Origin of the sequence: Kitasatospora sp. NPDC058190, assembly GCF_042883685.1 — a bacterium.
GTDB lineage: Bacteria > Actinomycetota > Actinomycetes > Streptomycetales > Streptomycetaceae > Kitasatospora.
In genome coordinates this window covers 15101-32074 of sequence record NZ_JBHVVI010000046.1, presented here as the reverse complement: position 1 = coordinate 32074, position 16974 = coordinate 15101, and the positions used below count along the sequence as shown (strand labels likewise).

General features: G+C 70.7%; 14 protein-coding genes and 2 pseudogenes. 5 read left to right on the top strand and 11 right to left on the bottom strand.

Going from position 1 to position 16974, the window contains the following annotated elements; genetic code table 11:
- Positions 1-816 (top strand): alpha/beta hydrolase, encoded by an 816-nt coding sequence (locus ACFVWU_RS21635; RefSeq protein ID WP_387623317.1) that lies wholly within the window; start codon positions 1-3, stop codon positions 814-816.
- 9 nt (positions 817-825) lie between these two features.
- Here ACFVWU_RS21635 and ACFVWU_RS21630 read toward each other — a convergent pair whose 3' ends face one another.
- Both ACFVWU_RS21630 and ACFVWU_RS21625 read right to left on the bottom strand, forming a co-directional pair.
- Positions 826-3633, bottom strand: a complete 2808-nt coding sequence (locus ACFVWU_RS21630) for an AAA family ATPase (RefSeq protein ID WP_387623315.1) — start codon at positions 3631-3633, stop codon at positions 826-828.
- 47 nt (positions 3634-3680) lie between these two features.
- The gene (locus ACFVWU_RS21625) at positions 3681-4253 is read right to left on the bottom strand and encodes an AAA family ATPase (protein WP_387623312.1); all 573 of its coding nucleotides are present in this window, start codon (positions 4251-4253) and stop codon (positions 3681-3683) included.
- Between the two features lie 618 nt (positions 4254-4871).
- Here ACFVWU_RS21625 and ACFVWU_RS21620 point away from each other — a divergent pair.
- Positions 4872-5324: pseudogene (locus ACFVWU_RS21620) on the top strand (winged helix-turn-helix domain-containing protein); the annotation flags it as partial.
- A gap of 360 nt (positions 5325-5684) precedes the next feature.
- On the opposite strand, the gene ACFVWU_RS21615 reads toward ACFVWU_RS21620, so the two are convergent.
- The 7 genes from ACFVWU_RS21615 to ACFVWU_RS21585 form a co-directional block, all read right to left on the bottom strand.
- Complete coding sequence (locus tag ACFVWU_RS21615) at positions 5685-6569, bottom strand: branched-chain amino acid aminotransferase (RefSeq protein WP_387623310.1); 885 nt, start codon at positions 6567-6569, stop codon at positions 5685-5687.
- Entirely contained in the window at positions 6566-7849 is a 1284-nt protein-coding gene (locus ACFVWU_RS21610; protein ID WP_387623308.1) for an ATP-grasp domain-containing protein, read from the bottom strand. Before ACFVWU_RS21610 ends, ACFVWU_RS21615 begins: the two co-directional genes overlap by 4 nt.
- 17 nt (positions 7850-7866) lie before the next feature.
- Positions 7867-8886 (bottom strand): DMT family transporter, encoded by a 1020-nt coding sequence (locus tag ACFVWU_RS21605; RefSeq protein WP_387623306.1) that lies wholly within the window; start codon positions 8884-8886, stop codon positions 7867-7869.
- The gene (locus ACFVWU_RS21600) at positions 8883-10175 is read right to left on the bottom strand and encodes a DUF6421 family protein (RefSeq protein ID WP_387623303.1); all 1293 of its coding nucleotides are present in this window, start codon (positions 10173-10175) and stop codon (positions 8883-8885) included. The genes ACFVWU_RS21605 and ACFVWU_RS21600 overlap by 4 nt, the downstream gene beginning before the upstream one ends.
- Positions 10172-10750, bottom strand: a complete 579-nt coding sequence (locus ACFVWU_RS21595; RefSeq protein WP_387623301.1) for a bacilysin biosynthesis protein BacA — start codon at positions 10748-10750, stop codon at positions 10172-10174. Before ACFVWU_RS21595 ends, ACFVWU_RS21600 begins: the two co-directional genes overlap by 4 nt.
- 451 nt (positions 10751-11201) lie before the next feature.
- Entirely contained in the window at positions 11202-11372 is a 171-nt protein-coding gene (locus ACFVWU_RS21590; RefSeq protein ID WP_387623298.1) for a hypothetical protein, read from the bottom strand.
- Between the two features lie 21 nt (positions 11373-11393).
- On the bottom strand, positions 11394-11633 hold the full coding sequence (locus tag ACFVWU_RS21585; RefSeq protein WP_387623296.1) for a hypothetical protein: 240 nt from the start codon (positions 11631-11633) through the stop codon (positions 11394-11396).
- On the opposite strand from ACFVWU_RS21585, the gene ACFVWU_RS21580 reads away from it, so the two are divergent.
- Both ACFVWU_RS21580 and ACFVWU_RS21575 read left to right on the top strand, forming a co-directional pair.
- The gene (locus ACFVWU_RS21580) at positions 11616-12806 is read left to right on the top strand and encodes a hypothetical protein (RefSeq protein WP_387623293.1); all 1191 of its coding nucleotides are present in this window, start codon (positions 11616-11618) and stop codon (positions 12804-12806) included. The genes ACFVWU_RS21585 and ACFVWU_RS21580 overlap by 18 nt on opposite strands.
- Positions 12807-12823: 17 nt before the next feature.
- Positions 12824-13066 carry a response regulator transcription factor gene (locus ACFVWU_RS21575; protein ID WP_387623291.1) on the top strand — a complete coding sequence of 81 codons (243 nt, stop codon included), beginning with the start codon at positions 12824-12826 and terminating at the stop codon, positions 13064-13066.
- A gap of 160 nt (positions 13067-13226) precedes the next feature.
- Here the strand turns inward: ACFVWU_RS21575 and ACFVWU_RS21570 are convergent, their stop codons facing one another.
- Positions 13227-14207: a hypothetical protein gene (locus tag ACFVWU_RS21570; RefSeq protein WP_387623288.1), complete on the bottom strand. Its 981-nt coding sequence runs from the start codon at positions 14205-14207 to the stop codon at positions 13227-13229.
- A 726-nt stretch (positions 14208-14933) separates the two neighbouring features.
- Between ACFVWU_RS21570 and ACFVWU_RS21565 the strand changes: the two genes are divergently transcribed.
- The gene (locus ACFVWU_RS21565) at positions 14934-15260 is read left to right on the top strand and encodes a hypothetical protein (protein ID WP_387623285.1); all 327 of its coding nucleotides are present in this window, start codon (positions 14934-14936) and stop codon (positions 15258-15260) included.
- A gap of 1518 nt (positions 15261-16778) precedes the next feature.
- Here ACFVWU_RS21565 and ACFVWU_RS21560 read toward each other — a convergent pair.
- A pseudogene (locus ACFVWU_RS21560) lies at positions 16779-16919 on the bottom strand (exodeoxyribonuclease III); the annotation flags it as partial.
- Positions 16920-16974 lie beyond the last annotated feature (55 nt).

Below are 16974 nucleotides of genomic sequence, written 5' to 3'. Positions count from 1 at the left end.
GTGAAGCAAACCCCCGTCGTCCTCATCCACGGTGCGTGGTTCCACATGTCCTCCTGGGAGGGCTGGGCTGAACGGTTCACCGCGCACGGTTACGCGGTGTGCGTCCCGGGCTGGCCCGGCGAAGCCCCCACCGCCGACCAGGCCCGCCGCGATCCCGGCCCGCTGCGCGACCTCGGGCTCGCCGCGCTCGCGGCCCACTACGAGGAGATCGTGCGTACCTTCGACAACCCGCCGGTCCTCATCGGGCACTCGGCCGGCGGCCTCATCGCCCAGCACCTCCTCGGGGCCGACCTCGGCCGCGCCGCCGTCGCCCTCGCGCCGTTGCCGGCCGGCGGTGTGCCGCTGGACGACGGCCGGCCCCGGCCGTGGTCGCTGATGTCGGCCGGCACGACCCGGCACCCGGGCTTCGAGCTGCTGTCGCGCGCCCGGTTCCGACACGTCGTCGTCAACGCGGTCGGAGAGGAGGAGGCCGAGAAGCTCTTCGACCGGTACGCCGTCCCGGCCCCGCTCCGGCTGCTCGCGGACCTCGGACTCGACCGCACCGCCGCCGGGCCGGCCGACACCGTCGTGGACACGGCCAATTCGGCGCGCGGACCGCTCCTGCTCGTGTCGGGTCAGGAGGACCGGATCGTCCCGGACGCCGTGACCCGCTCGGTCTACAAGCTCTACGGCGACTCCTCCGCCGTGACCGATCTGAAGCAGTTCGCCGACCGAGGGCACTCCCTGGTGTTCGACAGCGGCTGGCGTTCGGTCGCCGACCACGTCCTCGTCTGGCTGGCCGCCAACGGCATCGAGGCCGTGGTCGCACGGGGCTGAGCGCAGGCATCAGACCTGCGCCACGTCGGTCCGGCTCAGCGCGTCGGTCCGGCTCAGCGCGTCGCGCAGCGCCGCCCGGGCCGTGATGCCCAGCTTGGGGAAGATGCGGTACAGGTGCGAGCTGACGGTACGCGGCGACAGGTGCATCCGCTCGCCGATCTCCTTGTTCGTCAGGCCGCCGGCGGCCAGGTCGGCGATGCGGCGTTCCTGCCAGGTCAGCGAGGCCAGGTTCAGCGTCGAGACGCGGGGCGGGGCCCCGGTGGCGCGCAGTTCGGCCCGGGCCCGTTCGGTCCAGCCGGTCGCGCCCAGCCGCTCGAACGCCTCGGCCGCCGGGACCAGGTACTGCCGCGCCGTGGCCGGGCCCTGGACGTGGCGCACCCGGATGCCGTGCGCCAGCCGGATCCGGGCCAGCTCGAACGGGAAGCGGGCGGCGTCCGGGTGGGACTCGGCCCGCGTGAACATCTCGGCGGCCTCCCGCTCGTCCTCGCTGGTCATCGCCAGCGCGCCGTAGGTGATCAGTCCCAGGCGGGGCGACACGTTCGGCAGACCGGCGTCGCGGGCGGCGAGGGCGTGTGCCCGGGCCTGCTCGACGCGTCCGGTGTGCTGGGCGGCCTCGACGAGATCGAGCAGGGTGCGCGAGGCCTGGTACGCATAGGGCCGGAACGTGCCCGGCTGGGTGATGCCGATGGCGTAGAGGTACGCGGTCTCGTAGTCGCCGGAGCTCAGCGCGGCGGTCGCGCCGGCGGCGTCGGCGACCTGGGTCAGGAACCCCAGTCCGCGCGGGCGCGCCCAGGCGTCCACCTCGGCCTGGAGGTCCCGCGCCCGCCCGACCTGTCCGCGCAGCCCCGCCAGCTGGGCCAGGTACGCGCGGCTCTGGGCGGCGAAGAGATGGTGGCCGTGCTCGGTCGCCAGGTCCAGGCCGCGCTGTCCGGTGTCCTCGGCCTGGGCCCATTCGCCGACCGCCAACTGGTCGAGCATGATCTGGTGCAGCATGACCATGCCGGTGGCCACGGCTCCGGTCTCCAGCTCGCGGTCGACGACGCGCTGCAGGTGGGGGCGGTAGTGGCTCAGGATGTCGAGGTGGTACGCGGCCGCGCCGAACCGCGTGACGGCCCAGGGTTCCAGCTCCGACAGGTTCGCGGCGGCCTGTCGCACCGGCTCGGCCCAGCCTGCTCCGTGCCTGGTCACATCGCTCCACGTGTCGCGGTAGAGGCGCGAGTGTTGGGTGACGAGGTCGCCCATGGAGGCGAGGAGTTCGTGGGTGCTCTCCCAGACCGCGCGGTCCCCGCTGAACTGACTGATCGCCAGGAGGAGGATCACCAGCCGGGTGAGGACCTCCTCCGGCTCGGCCGAGCCGGCGGCCGTCCTGGCGTCCCGCAGCTTCTCGATCGCGGCCGAGACCTGGCGGTGCGTGGAGCGTACGTCCCCCTCCTGGTAGAGCGCTCGGTAGGCGGCCGCCAGCACCGAGGCCGGCGACTCCGTCGAGCCGGGCGCGAGGTCTGCTTGGACCAGCCGGTGCGCCTGGCCGAGGCGGGCGGCGTGACCGGCGACGAAGGCCGCGTCGGTCAGCCGCCGGGAGCGGTCGGCGTGGTTCTCGCTGAGCTCGGCGGCCCGGGTCAGCCAGGCCACGGCCGCCAGCGCGCCGCCGCGCCGGGTCGCCGACTCGGCCGCCGTCTCCAGGATGTCGGCGACGTCCTCGTCCGGATCGACCGTTGCCGCTGCCAGGTGCGTCGCCCGGCGTTCGAGGTTCTCCCGATGAACCTGTGCCAGCGCCAGGTGCGCGGCGCGGCGCTGGTTGGGAGTGGCCATCCGCACGACGGCGGACCGCACGAGCGGGTGGCGGAAGACGAAATCGCCGGTGACCACCTCGATGTCCAGCAGCCCGGCGGCCACCGCCGGGTCGGCGTCGCGCATGCCGTAACGGGTGCCGGGGACGGCGTCGGTGCCGCTCGGGGTCCCGGCGCCGTCGAGCGCGCCCATCAGCAGCTCGGTCCGCACCCGCTCGTCGAGGGCGGCGATGCGGGTGCCGAACAGCCGTTGCAGCCGTCGGGGCAACGGCACGCCGTGCTGACCGATCAGGTCTTCGACCGGGAGGTCGCTCGACCGGCCGGCGAAGTGGGCGGGCAGCTCCACCAAGGCCAGCGGGTTGCCCTGGGCCTGCTCCAGGACGATTCGACGGACCCGTCGGCTCAGCTCCGGGTACCGGTGGTCCAGCAGGTGGGCCGCGTCCTCGTCGGTGAGGGCGGTGATCGGCAGTTCGGGCAGTGCGGCGGTGTCGAAGCGGGACGTGAGGTCGGTGCGGACCGTGACCAGCATCTTCGCCGGGCCGCCGGCCAGGCGTCGGCCCACGAAGCCGCAGACGTCGGCGCTGGAGTCGTCCAGCCACTGCCCGTCGTCGAGGACCAGCAGCAGCGGCCGCTGCGCGGCGGAGAGCGACAGCAGGCTGAGCACGGCGATGCCGAGCGTCATGACCGACGGCGGATCGCCCTGCATTCCGCCGAACACGGCATCGAACACCGCCCGGGTCCCGTCGTCCAGCCGCGCGGCATCGGCGAGCAGCGGATGGAGGAACTGGTGCAGCCCGGCGTAGGGCAGCTCGGACTCCGCCTCGACGCCGGCGGCCCGGATGACGGCGTGGCCCTCCTGCTCCGCCAGCGCGGCGGCGTGGCTCAGCAGCGAACTCTTGCCGACCCCCGTCTCCCCCCGCAGGACGAGAGCCTGGCCCGTGGCGGACTTCACGAACGCCACGAGCTCCGCCTGCTCGTCCTCGCGGCCCACCATCGCCGTGGTGACGCCCCATCGCTGCAACCCGGTCATGTCCCCCTACCTCTTCCTGATTTCGCTCTCACCGCGCGGCAGCTCCATCAGCGCCAGCGGGTTGCCGCGTGCTTCGGCGACGATCGCGTCCCGCACGCGGGGATGCACCGGCCCCGGCAGCACCGAGTCGAGCAACGCCCGAACAGGCCCAGCACGGCCAGTCCGGTCAGCAGCCGGCCGGGCGATTCGCCATCGCTCGGTCCGAGCTCCAGCTCCAGCCCCAGCTCCAGCGCCGTCGCCAGAGCGGCTCGTTGCGCTGCCGGCAACCGGTCCAGATGGCTCAGCAGCGGGGCGCACATCTGCTGGAGAGCCGAGTACGCGATCTCGGATTCGGTCTCCACCCCGACCGTGCGGACGACGCGGCCTGCCGGGGCGCGACCCGCCAGATAGGTGAGCAGGGCGGTCTTGCCGACGCCGGACTCCCCGCGCCGGAGCAGTACGCGGCTGTGTCCGCGGCGCAGGTCGAGCAACAGCCGATCGAGTACTTCCTGTTCCCGGGCGCGTCCGCAGAGCGGTGGCGACAACGGATACCCCGTCACGTCCAGCCCGTCCTTGCCAACAGGCTCCACCTTCGTCAGCTCCTTCGCCGCAATGGAAGCCGGTCGGCGTCCACCGATCACGATCCCGGGACTACGGGCCCGTCGAGCCAGTGTCGAACCCTGGCCAGTACCCGGGCCGGGGGCAACCAGTGTCCGGCACGGGCTCGACGGGCCGCCGCTGCCAGGGAGCCCGAGGACAGCCGTTCAGGACACCGACGTAAGGAAGGCCCGCCATGCCTGTCAGCTGCACCGCCACGGTCGAGGTCACCGGCGAGGGCCACAACGGTGGCACCGCCCGCTCCACCGACGGTCCGCTCGAACACCGCCTTCGGAGCCCCCTGTGATCCCGTCGGGTACCTCACCCAAGCCCGACCTGTGAGGTCGGTCAACCGATGGCGCTCGAAGACGACGCGGTCGCCTCCGGCACCAGGGCGCTGGAGTGTTGACAATGCCATCGGAACCCGCGATCGACTCACTTTGTAAAACGCTCCAGCGGGGAAGTCCGCTGGAGCTTGGGGCCGGTTTCGCGTCGGCCTGCAGAAGAGAGGGAATTCTGGCACGGCTGGGTTCCATGAGCCTATGGCTGCCTCTCAGTGCTGCTGAACTATCGCTGGTTGTAAGCCAGTTGCTGAACCTGAAAGCGTGATGTCGGAGCTGTTCGCCTGACAGTTGCTGGGCTGTTCCGCTACCCCTGGGATCGTGAGGTACGCGCAGGGCGGAGGGTTGACCGACGCCGAGAGGGCCGCGCGGGAGCGGATCCGGCTGCAGGCCGTGGAACGCTTCGAGGGCGGGGAGAAGAGCCGGGAGATCGCCGCCGCGCTGCGGGTGAGTGAGCGGTCGGTGGAGCGATGGCGCCGGCAGTGGCGTGAGCGAGGTGAAGCCGGACTCCTGTCGAAGGGATCACCTGGCCGTCCGAGGCTCAGTGAGAGGCAAATCGCCCGTTTGGAGCGCGAGTTGGTGCACGGCCCGTTGGTCCACGGCTGGGAGGACCGGCGCTGGACCCTCGCCAGGGTGAAGACGCTGATCGGCCGCCTGTTCCACGTCAGCTACACGGTCGAGGGGACCTGGGCGCTGCTCAAGCGTCACGGCTGGTCGTGGCAGCAGCCAGCCCGCAGGGCCATCGAACGCAACGACCAGGCAGCCTGGGCCGGCGGCAAGCGAATTCAGAGGTCGCGGGCGGAGCGGACACGGAGCTGCATCAAGGCTGACCTCGGACCGCTCGACCGGTCCGATCCGGATGAAGGTCGGCGAGGCGTGGGTGTCCGTCGACACGACGCTGGTGCAGACGCCCGACGGCGAGGTCGCGCCGAGGGCGCACCCCCGAGGGGGTGTCCTGGCGAGGCGGCGCCGCCCGCTATGACAAGACTCCCGCGCGCCACCTCGCCGGCCTCCACCTTCACGGCGCAATGATCTAGATCAAAGACCTCACCAGGGCCACCACTTGATCACGACCGGATACGTGCCCTGATGCCACGTAGATCTTGCCCGGCCGCGAGTCACCGGGCGCCGCGGCTACCGCGCCATGACGGAACGAGTCAGACCGGTGTACGCCTTGGACAACATCGCGGTGACGCTGCCGAGCTCAAAGGAATGACCGTCTACGGCACGCACCGGCTGCACTTCGTAGGCCGTGCCGGTGAGAAAGACCTCGTCGGCATGTTGCAGTTCCTCGGGCTGGATGTGCCTTTCGTGGACGGAAATCCCCAGCTCCTGGGCGAGGGCCAGGACCGTCTGCCGGGTGATGCCGTTGAGGAAGGTGTCCGCGGTCGGCGTGTGCAGGGCTCCGTCGATCACCAGGAAGAGGTTGGCCCCGGTGGCCTCCGCCAGGTACCCGCGGAAGTCCAGGAGAAGGGCGTCGTCGCAGCCGGCCGCCTCGGCCTCGTCGCGGGCCAGGGTACAGATGTTGTACAGCGACGCCGCTTTCGCCCGTACCGGCGCGGTGTCGGGAGAAGGGCGCCGCCACCGGGACGTGTGCAGCCGGATGCCACGGCTCTGCGCGTCGCCGGAGAACACGTGCGGCCACTCCCACGCGGCGATCGCGACGTGGACGGACGTCCCCGCCCCGGACACGCTGATCTGCTCGCTGCCCCGCCAGGCCACGGGCCTGACGTACCCGTCGACGATCTCCTGGTGCCGGATGGTCTCCCGCATGGCGGCGTCCAGTTCCGCGGGACTGAACGGGATGCGGAAGTTCAGTTCCTCTGCCGAGGTGTGGAGCCGCTCGAAGTGCTCGACGGTCTTGAACGGCCGGCCGTCGTACACGCGGATGCCCTCGAAGATGCCGCCGCCGTAGTGCAGGCCGTGGGAGAGGACGTGCAACTGGGCGTCGCGCCACGGCACGAACGCTCCGTCCAGCCAGATCATGCCGTCACGGTCGTCGAACGGAACGGAGGTCACGCCTGCCCCTTGTGGTCGGTGTCGTCTGAGTAGTCGATGCGGATGGACTGTTCCAGGAACCGGTGGAAGTCCTCGGCCTCGGCGGTGTTCGCGTGCCGGGAGAGCACGAACGCCGGATAGCCGGTGAAGTCCGGATAGGGCCGCACGACGTCTCCGGGGAAGAGCATCTGCACGACGTGATCGACCCTGGGGTCGTCGCGGAGCTCGGCCAGGCCGTGGATCGCGGTGATCCGTCCGGAACCGCCGCAGGGGACGATGTAGTTGGCCGCGGCCGCCACGGGTGTCGGCAACGCGCCGGCGCCCAGGGATTCGGTGGCGGCGCCGGCGGCGATCCGCAGTGCCTGTGCGGCGAAGTCGATACCGGTCACCCCGGAGGCGATGTAGTGGGACACCCCGGAGCCCCCGATCCGGGCCCCCATCTCCAGCAGGTACGGCGTCACGCCACCGCGCAGGCGCAGTTCCGTGTGGGTGGGCCCCTCCGTGATGCCGAGGGCTCGGTGCGCGGCGATGACCTCGCGCCGGATGTCCTCCTGGACGGCCTCGGGCAGAGCGGCCGGTGCGCGGTAGACGCCCTCCTCGAAGTGGGGCCCCTGGGGGTCGCCCTTGTAGCCGATGGCCAGGACCCGGACGTCGCCGCCGTGGGCGAGGGACTCGACGGCGAACTCGGGGCCGTCCAGGTACTCCTCGACCACCAGGCCGTCCGTGCGGCCGAGCTTGTTCGCCGAGGTCTGCCACACCTCGTCCACGACGCTCTTCAGGTCCTGCGGGGACTCCGCCTTGGTGACTCCGAGGCTGGAGAAGCCGTGGGCCGGCTTCACCACGACGGGAAAGGCCAGGCGCGCCGCCTTCTCCCAGTCGGCCGGGTCGTCCAGCCGGACGAACCCCGGCACGTTGAGGCCCGCCTCGGCCAGACGCTCCCTCATGACGCGCTTGTCCTGCGCGCCGAGCGCCACGTCGCGGCCGATACCGGGAAGTCCGAGCAGCTCGGCGACCTCGGCGACGAACGGCACGGCAGGGTCGTAGAGGGTGACGATGCCCTGGAAGGCGTTCTCCTCGTACCGTCGCCGCAGGGCGTCCAGCGCGCCGGCCCGGTCGGCTTCGACGTCCAGCCGCAGGACGTCCACCACGGCGGGCGGCAACCGGTCCTCGGACACCGCTTCGTCGGGCCGGGGCACCAGTACGAGGTCGATCCCGGCCCGTTCGGCACTCTCGAAGACCCAGGGGAGCGAGGTGCGCTGGTAGACCAGGACGAGGGTGGGCTTGGGGCTGTCGGCTGTCATCACGAGGTCCTTTGCCGTCACGATGTTCCTTGCTGGGTGTGAACTTCGGGTCCCTTCCCGGTGTGCCTCTCGTTCGGAGCCGCCTCGACCGCGGCGCGCCCGGCCGGGCGGGCACCGCCGATGGTGAGCCACACACCGACCCCGCACAGCAGGAGCAACAGGAGCACGAGCGGTCGGGGCGCGGCCTCCCGGCCGAGGGCCCACTCTCCCAGTCGCACCAGGAACGGCACCACGAGTGCGAGCGCGGAGGTGAACAACGGCCCCTTGCGCAGGATGAGTTCGTGCGAGATGAGGAAGACCGGGGCGGTGAGGACCGCGCCGAGGATCGCGATGCCGCCCCAGTCGGCCAGGGAGACGCCGCCGAGCGGGACGAACAGCGCGACCGTCAGCCCCAGCATGACCGTGCCCGCCCCGGTGACGGCGGGCAGGGCCGCGACCGGGGTCAGGTCCGCCATGCGTCGCCGGTAGACGTAGCCGTACACCGCGTACGTGAAGGTGCCGCCGAGCGCCAGCAGCCCTCCGCCCACCAGGGCGCCCCCGCCGGCCCTGGAGCCCGCGCCGCCGACCGCTGAACCGTCGGCCAGGGCGTACCCGCAGGCCGCGACCACGGCCAGCACCGTGCCCAGGACCTTGCGGAGCGTGGAGGGCTCACGGAAGGCGGCGACTCCGATCACGAAGGTGATACAGGGCAGCAGGGAGACGATCAGGCCGACCCGGGAGGCTCCGATGAAGCCGGTCCCGAGCAGCGTTCCGGAGTAGTACGCGAAGAAGCCGAGGAAGGCCAGCAGCGCGACACTCCCGCCGCGGGCGGTCGCGGCCCGGACGTCGGACCGCGACCGCGGGTACAGCAGGGCGATGACGGTGATGACCACGAAACTGGCCGCTGTCCGCCCGGCCGCCACCACCAGTGGGGGAACGCCGTCGACCAGACGCCCGGCGAGCAGCCAGCCGGCGGCCAGCAGGGCGATCATCAGTGCCGAGAGGGCGGGCACCACGAGGTGCCCGCCCCGGCGGGGGCGCAGGGGTGCGTCCCTCACCATTCCGCCCGCTCGAACTCCAACGGGGGCATCCGGTCCAGCCCCTGCTTGGCGCGCAGCAGGACCCGCTGGTCCTCGGTGAAGGCGTACCGCTGCCGTGCCGTACCGGCATCGGCGGGCTCGGGAGCCGGCAGGTACCTGCGGACCAGGTCCTTGGCCGCCGAGCGGTATCCGTCGTCGGTCGTGACCTCCGCCTCCAGCTTCTCGACCGTGGCGACGAACTCCCGTAGCGCGTCGAGGGCCTTGGCCCCGTCGAAGCGCAGCAGCCCGCCATCGGCCGGGGAGCCGGCCAGCGCACCGTGCTCGCGCAGCCAGGAGTAGAGGAAGACCCCGGTACCCGAGTCGAAGTTGCGGGTGGCGTCGTCCGCCTGCGGGTAGCGGAAGATCCGCTCCAGCAGGATCATGTCGACCTGTTCCGCCGCGAACGGGACGACACCGCTGTCCGCACAGGCCAGAACGGTCTTGGCGTCGACCTTGATCTCCTCCAGCAGGCCGACGAACCAGTTCATCTTCAGCGAGATGTGCTGGTCGAACGGCCAGAGCCCCTGGTAGTGCATCGAGTCGTGCAGATAGCCCCAGATGGCGCGGGCCTCGAAGCACACGTCGGCGTCCAGGCCCGTGGACGCACGGGGCAGGGACTCCGGAGTCAGGACGGCCGCCGCACCGGGAAGCGCGTAGGTCTCGTGGATCTTCCGCATCTTGTTGTAGAAGAACATGGCGTACGGCTGCTCGGTGACCTTGTCGTGAGCGGCCACGTTCTCAGGGAAGAACACCAGGCAGTTGCCCTGCCTGAACCCTGCGCTGCCGGTGATCAGCACGAGCGACTGGCAGTTGTTCTTGGGATGCGGGTACGACACGGCCAGCTCCGGCAGCGAGGCAGGCTCCTTGCGCAGCGCGAAGAAGCAGTCCAGTCGCTTGCCGACGGGCGGCGCGCTGTTCGTGCTCTGCAGCGGCGCGAGGAAGAAGACGGACGAGCCGTCCTCGGGTACGCACAGGGCGTCTCGCGAGCGTGCGAAGTGCGGCCGTGTGTCGAGGCCGGCCGCGAGCCAGCCGTCGACATCGGCGGCCAGCGCGGCCGCCTGGCCGTCCCGTCCACGCCGCGCGTACCAGGCACACGCCTCGTCGCGGATACGGCCGAGCAGCGCCCGGTCCTCCTCGGTCGCTCCGGGAACGGTGCCGTCGTCTGCCTGACGCTCCCGGAAGCGGTCGACCTTCGGGATGAGAGACCCGGCCAGTTCGTCGGCATCGGAGAGCAGGTCCGCGTGGACCGGAGCGGTCGCGATGGTCACAGGGCCGCTCCCACCGGGAGCAGTTGCTCGTCCTCGGCGCCGACCGCCAGAACCTGATGGACGGTGAACACCATGGGCACGGCGCCGAAGTCCCGTACCACGCGCAGTCCGTGGTTCTCGGCCGCGACGATGGTGGTGATGCAGCCCTCGACGCGACCTTCGGCACACTCGATGGCCGCCCGGGAGTTGCTCAGGACCTCCTGGATCTCCGTGCCGACGGGCACAAGACCCGTGGGCGCCGGGTGCGAGGCGACCGCGGCGGGCACGTCGACCCCATTGGTGGCGAGCACCATGTTGTGCGTCGGCATGATGAAACTGTCGACCATGTGCAGGCGGTGCAGGTTCCCGAACACCAAGGTGTGCAGCTCCGGATAGACCGCGCAGGCGACCAGCGCATGCTGTCCGTCGTCCGGAACGGCGTCGAGCGCGGACTCGATGGAGGAGTGCAGCTCCACCGTTCCCCGGACTCCCCGCCGGCGCAGCCATTCGTGGGACGCGGCTTCCAGATTGGTGCCGCGCGGGCCAAGCGTGTGCAGGTGCCGGACGCCATCCGCCCCGATTTTCGCATGCCTCATCGGCTCTCCCTCCCCCAATGAAAGATCACGGCGACCGTGCCAGGTGGTTCCTGGAGGTCTTGGACAGGAGAACATGCCCGACGGAAGTGATCAAGTGAGTGCAGACGTGATCTCGGATGATGGGCTGTCGGCGCTCGACTCTTTACCGCCACGGACCTGGTGCTATTCCACTTGCCGGTGTGGACCTTCAGGTCGCAGGCAAGGTCCATGGAGCGTGGTGAACCGACCGCTTGGGGTAAACGGACAGCCGCCTGCCGTAGGCCTGGTGACGGTGCCGCAGGTTCTACAAAGCAGGTCGATTCGTCATGGACCCGTTGACCCGTTGACCCGTGGAGCCGATCAGGCGCGAGCGCGGGTCACGTGGGTCGATGCCGAGCGGGCCCTGGGCTGGGGGAGAGCGGCCGGCCCAGGGCCTACTTCTGCGTGTTCGTCAACTGTATGTGCGTTATGGTTAGTTGGTGTCGCAATCGAACTCGGCGGCGACGGGTGCGTGGTCGCTCCACCGCTCCGCGTGGGAGGCCGGACGTTCGACGTAGGCCTTGATGCGGGTGTCCGCAAGGTTCTGACTGGTCGTCAGATAGTCGACCTCCAGCGGATGGACGCCTTTTCGAAAAAGGTCCACCCGTTCGAGGGTGCGGTGTGCTCAGCCGGCCGCGCGGTAGGCCGTGCCCACCCGGTCGGGCGTCGCCCGGTTGTAGAGACCGGTGCCGCCGCGGTCCGCGGAGAGGGTGAACCACGCGTAGCGTTCGAGCGGGCCGAGGAACTCGCCCGGAGCATCCTGCCGGCGACCTCCGACCGCGAACTCGTCGGCCGGGCCCGGTGGCTGCTCACCAGCATCGCCCTGCGGGCCGGCCACTACCAGGACGTGGAGACGAACTGGCACGCGGCCCTCGGCGACCCGCGGCTCGCACCACGCTGGCGCGCAGGGCTGCTGGCCCTGCTCGCACTCGCCCGGGGATTCCAGGGCCGGCTCGGCGAGGGCCGCGCGGCCATGACCGAGGCACTCGCCGAGGGCGTACGGCTCGACAACGCCACCACCGTCGGCTACGCCCTGAACGCGGGCGCCCTGATCCGCAGCCGGGAGGGCGACCAGCCCGGTGCGCTGGTCCTGGCCGACCGGGCGCTCGCGGAGATCGGCGACGACCGCGAACTCGTGGACCTGAGGCTCATGCTGCTGGGCCACCGGGCCGTGGCACTGGACAGCCTCGGCCGCCCCCGGGAAGCGGAGGAGACCCTGGCGCACGCCCGTACCCTCGCCGGGCGGACCGGGGCGACGCTGCTCTCCATGAACCTGGTCAGGATCGCCGAGAGGTACTACGAGCACGGGCGCTGGGACGACGCGCAGGCGGTCCTGGACGAGGTCACCGACCTTCCGCAGGACCGCTGGCAACTCGCCCGCCACGGCCTGCGGGCACTGATCAGCGCCCGACGGGATGGTCGGCAGGAGGCGGCCGGGCATCCGGAGACCCCGGACACCGAGGTGGTGGCGCCGACCTGGCCCGCGGCGGCCTCGTACCGGATCGTGGCCCGCAGCCTCGCCCTCGAACGCGCGGGGCAGCCCCGTGAGGCCCTCCAGGTGCTGGCGGTGCTGCTGGCCCCCGCGTACGAGTACGACATCAGGAGGCATCCGGAGTGGCTGGCCGGCCTGGTCCGCCTGGCGCTCGCGGTGGACGACCGGCGCACGGCGCGGACCGCGGCGCTCGAAAGCCGACGGAACGCCCACATCGAACCGCTGCCCGCCACGCGGGCGGCCGCCCAGTGGTGCCGCGGACTGGTGCACAACGACCCGGCCCGGCTGCTCGCCGTGATCGACCACCACCGCAGCGCCGACCGGCCCCCGGACCTCGGGAACGCCCTGGAGGACCTCGCAGTGCTCCGGGCCGCCTCCGGGGACCGCGACGCGGCCCGCGCCGCGTTCGGCGAGGCCCTCGCGGTCTACGCCGAGCTGGGCGCGGTCTGGGACGCGCGCCGCGCCGCCGCCCGCATGCGCCTCTGGGAGTGCGCGCCGGGATCCGGGGGCCGCGTTCCCGGCCGGCCTCCGGCCGGGGCGCGCTGACGGTGACGGAGCACCGCGTGGCCGAACTGGTCGGGCAGGGGCTGTCCAACCCCGACATCGCCGCGATGTTGCTGGTCTCGCGCCGCACCGTGGAGACCCATGTCTCCCACATCCTCGGCAAGCTCGGGGTCCGCTCGCGCCGGGAGATCGCCGCGGTCACCGCGGCCACCGGGTCGCAGTCTCCGGGCCGCGGTACGGCGGTCACCCGTGCGGCCCGGCCCGGCACCCGGCTGCGCGAGCAGGACAAGACCCCGCACTGACGGCGAGCCGACTGACCACCAGCCCGCCCGCCTGGACGCCCTCCCCACACGCGCCGGGACCGTCACCGGCCGATCCCGCCCGGGACGGCCCGGACGGGTCGCCCTGCCGCGTGCCCGCGGCGGCGGCCCGGCCCGCAGGCTGGCGGCTCGCGGCGGTGGGTCAGCAGGTCTTGTCCGGGTGGTCATGGGTGATGGCGCAGATCATCGCCTTCGCCCGGCCGTTGTTCGGGTACCTGCGCTGGAGCTCGTCCTTGAACTGCTGCCACTGGCGGGCGATGTCCTTGACGGCGAGGTCGTAGGCGCGGTCGAAGTTGTGGCCGACGGCCGAGCGCGGGCTCTCCTTGGTGTCCTTGTTCAGCACCCCGTCGTGGGTGACGCGGTTCGTGCAGTCGGAGACCCTCCCGGTGTGGTCGCGGTCCGGGTAGCAGCCGGTCGCCAGGTCGTGCGGGATGTGGTCGGTGGCGTCCTTGACCCAGTCGGCCCTGCTCATGGAGCTGTAGCGGCTGATGGAGAAGAACGCGGGCAGGTCGGTCCTGCCCAGACCCGGGGGGTTCCTGACGCCGACGGCTCCCGGGCCGGCCTGGTCGGCCCAGTTGCTGTGGGCGTAGAAGTCCTCGATCTGGTGCCAGCCGCGGCCCAGGTCCTCCAGCACCTCGCACTTCGCCCGTCCCGGTTGGTCATTCCACGTGCAGGCCGGTGATATGGAGGTCTGGGCGGCGACGACGTGCCCGTTCGCGTCGACCAGCCGGTCCGCGGCGGCGAGGGCCCGCTTGACGTGGTCGACGGAGCCCTCGACGCAGTCGATGATCTCGGCGTTGGCCTGCTCGCGGGTGCGGGGGTAGCGGCTGTCGTACCGGGGGTCGAGGTAGTCGGCGTTGTCGCAGTGCAGCTTGCCGATGCCGAAGTACTCGCCGTGGTCGTTGGCGACGATCGCGCCCGAGTTCCCGTCTGCCATCGCCGTCAGCGAGTTCGGGTGCCAGCCCCCGGCCCCCAGGGCGGCCCGGGTGATCTTCTCGTGGTTCCCCCCGCTGAAGGCCCGCGCCGGTGTCGCGGCGCCGAGGGCGACGGAACACAACAGCGCGACGCAAGCGGCGCCGGGAACGCGCAGGCGCTGCCGACGGGAAACGGAGCTGGGATTCACGGGGTCTCCAGGTGTGCGATGGACGTCTTCGGCGGGCGTGCGTCCGGGCGCGGCGTCCCGTCCGTACCGCACAGGCCCATGGCGGAATCCTGTGACGAACCGTCACGGACCGTGCAGATCGTACGTACGCTAGCCGTCGCACCCGCCCCGCGAAAGACCGTCGGCCCGCCGCGGACGGTGCCCGTCGCAGGAGCGCTCGGTCACGAAGGAACGCTCGAACGGCGCCTCGCCCTGGCTCGGCGTCGCGCACTGCGACCGGTGCGGGGACCGGTTCTACCGGCAGGTGAACCTCGCCAAGAACGGCAAGGTCTACGAGTACCACCGGTGCGCGAAGACGGCCGGGAAGCCCGCGTGCAAGGGGCAGTCCGTCAAGGGTGAGAAAAGCAGACGGCCTCCGTCCCCGATGCGCCCTTTTTGTCTCGACTTGCAGGAGTACATTGGTAGTTGACCGGGTGCGTGACCTGCATCTGGTGGGTCACGCACGAGACCCAACGTGAACGGGTCGACATGATGACACCCAGAACACGTACAGACACGACGAGCACTCGGAAACGCCGCCGCACGACAAACATGCTGGTGGCAGCCATAGTCACGCTGGGCGTCGGAACGGCGGGCGCCTGGTCCGGACCGGGCGGGCACAATGCTCGGCCTGCAAGCCCCGCAGGACCTTCCGCGGTATCGACCGCACCGGCCTCCACCGGCATGACAAACACGCTTGATCCCGCCGTGACCGTCCATTCCAGCACGCTGGGGCAGGTCCTGGCCGGCGCCGGCGGCAACACGCTCTACCTGTTCGCGCGGGACACGACGAACACGTCGACCTGCTACGGACGCTGCGCCAGCATATGGCCCCCGCTGCTCACCACCGGCGCCACGGCCGGCCCGGGGGTCAACAGCAGCCACCTCGGTACGACGACGCGTGCCGACGGTACCGTGCAGGTCACCTACAACGGATACCCGCTGTACTACTACGTGGGTGACACCAAGCCCGGTGACGTCACCGGTAACGGCATCTTCTCCTGCGGCGCCATGTGGTACGCCATGAGGCCATGAATCGAAAAGGCGGCAGATCACGCACCAGGCTGATCGCGCGAGGCAGGTCGGGGGTGCGCCGGCGGATGGCGCAGCGGTGGCCTTGGCATGGAACGCAGAAAACAAAGCGCCTGCTGCCCGCAGCAGGTTGCAGCTGAGCACCCAGCAGGTCACAACCGCGCGCCGGCACTGTGCGCTTGCCGGGATCCTCATCTGGCCTGGTCAGGCCGTATGTTGGTACTCGTGGAGGCCTGAAGGGTGTCAAAACTCCAATCAGGCCGCTGGACCGGTCGTTTCCCGCAGGGAGCGGGGCGGCCTGGTCGGGGTGGCGTGGTACTCGTTGAGGACGGTGCACAGGTGGCGTTCGCTGGTGATGAGTAGTCGGGCGGAGCACTCGGCGCGTGGTGCGTATACAGCGTTCTGCGAAGGCGTTCGATCGAGAACTCTGCGGCGGAGTACCGGATGACGTCGATGTCGTTGCCGGCGAGGACTGCGTCGAAGGCAGCGGTGAATTTCGAGTCGCGGTCGCGGATGAGAAACCGGAATGACTTGGCTCTGTCTTCAAGGTTCATCAGCAGGTTCCGGGCGAGCTGGGTGACCTGCCCCCAGCCTTCGGCCGGGAGGTGGCCCCACGCCTGTGGGGTGTGAGGTGACGCCGAGGACGTGGACGCGCTTGGTCTTGATCTCCATGACGAAGAAGACGTAGAGGCGCCGGAGGGGAGCAATTGCCAATACCTGTGGATCAGTCACCGTGCGGAGATGATGCCGCGGTTGGCGTTGATCGCAGGACGCTGTATCCGTCGCCCAGCTGTTCCTGAACGCGCTGGATGGTGCGCGGGGCGGGGTCAACCAGGTGCCGGTGTGTAGCGGCCCGGAGCGGCGGCAGGTCGACGGCGCTGTCGGTGTAGGCGTGGGCCGCCGGGAAGGCGATACCCGCCTCGCGCAGGCGCTGGACCTTCTCATCGCCGCGACAACCTTGAGCCGTCTCGTAGGAGTATCGCGCACCCGACGCTGGAGAGCACATGTCCACCCTGCTCAGCTGGGAGTAACCCCCGCGAGCGCGGGGCCGACAGGACCGGCTTCGGACGCTTGCCGAGGCCCGAGGAGCAACCCCCGCGAGCGCGGGGCCGACACTTGCTGACCTGCGGCGATTGGTGTCAGAGGGTGCTGGTTGATTCAGTTCGATCGGATGTCAGCCCGTAGAGGAGCTTGTGTACTGCCGTCATCTCTCCTTGCTCCGACGCGAATTGTCAGTGCCGTGTCCCACGCTCTCGAAACGTACTCGCACGTGGAGGTTGGGCGATGGATGAGGGCCGTCGGCAGTGGGACGGCCCCGCACGCGCGGGGGTGGTGTCACAAGGTCTTCCCGGTGGTATGCGGTCGCGCCGTCCCTGGCAAGGGGTGCCGCAACGAATCGACTTGTCAAACCGGCTGGGCGAGATCGCGGCCTCGTTCGCTGGCGCGAGTGGGTCTGGGCTGGGGACACCGCAGGCCGGGGCCGCCGCTGAGGTCTACAACTCAACTGCAGCTGGGCGTAGGTCAGTTATCGCCGAAGTCGAACACTGCGGTGACGGGCGCGTGGTCGGACCAGCGTTCCGTGTGGGAGGCTGCTCGCTCGACGTGGGCCTCGATGCATTTGCCCGCAATGCCCGGAGTCGTCACGATGAGGTCGATCCTCCAGCGGAACGACACCTTTTCGAAAAAGGTCCACCCGTGCGAGTGCGGCCTGTTCGAG

What these genes read in the sequence shown, in the direction of transcription:
- ACFVWU_RS21630 (WP_387623315.1), bottom strand. Translation starts at nt 3,633, where the DNA reads ATGACCGGGTTGCAGCGATGGGGCGTCACCACGGCGATGGTGGGCCGC.
- ACFVWU_RS21610 (WP_387623308.1), bottom strand. Translation starts at nt 7,849, where the DNA reads ATGACAGCCGACAGCCCCAAGCCCACCCTCGTCCTGGTCTACCAGCGC.
- ACFVWU_RS21595 (WP_387623301.1), bottom strand. Translation starts at nt 10,750, where the DNA reads ATGAGGCATGCGAAAATCGGGGCGGATGGCGTCCGGCACCTGCACACG.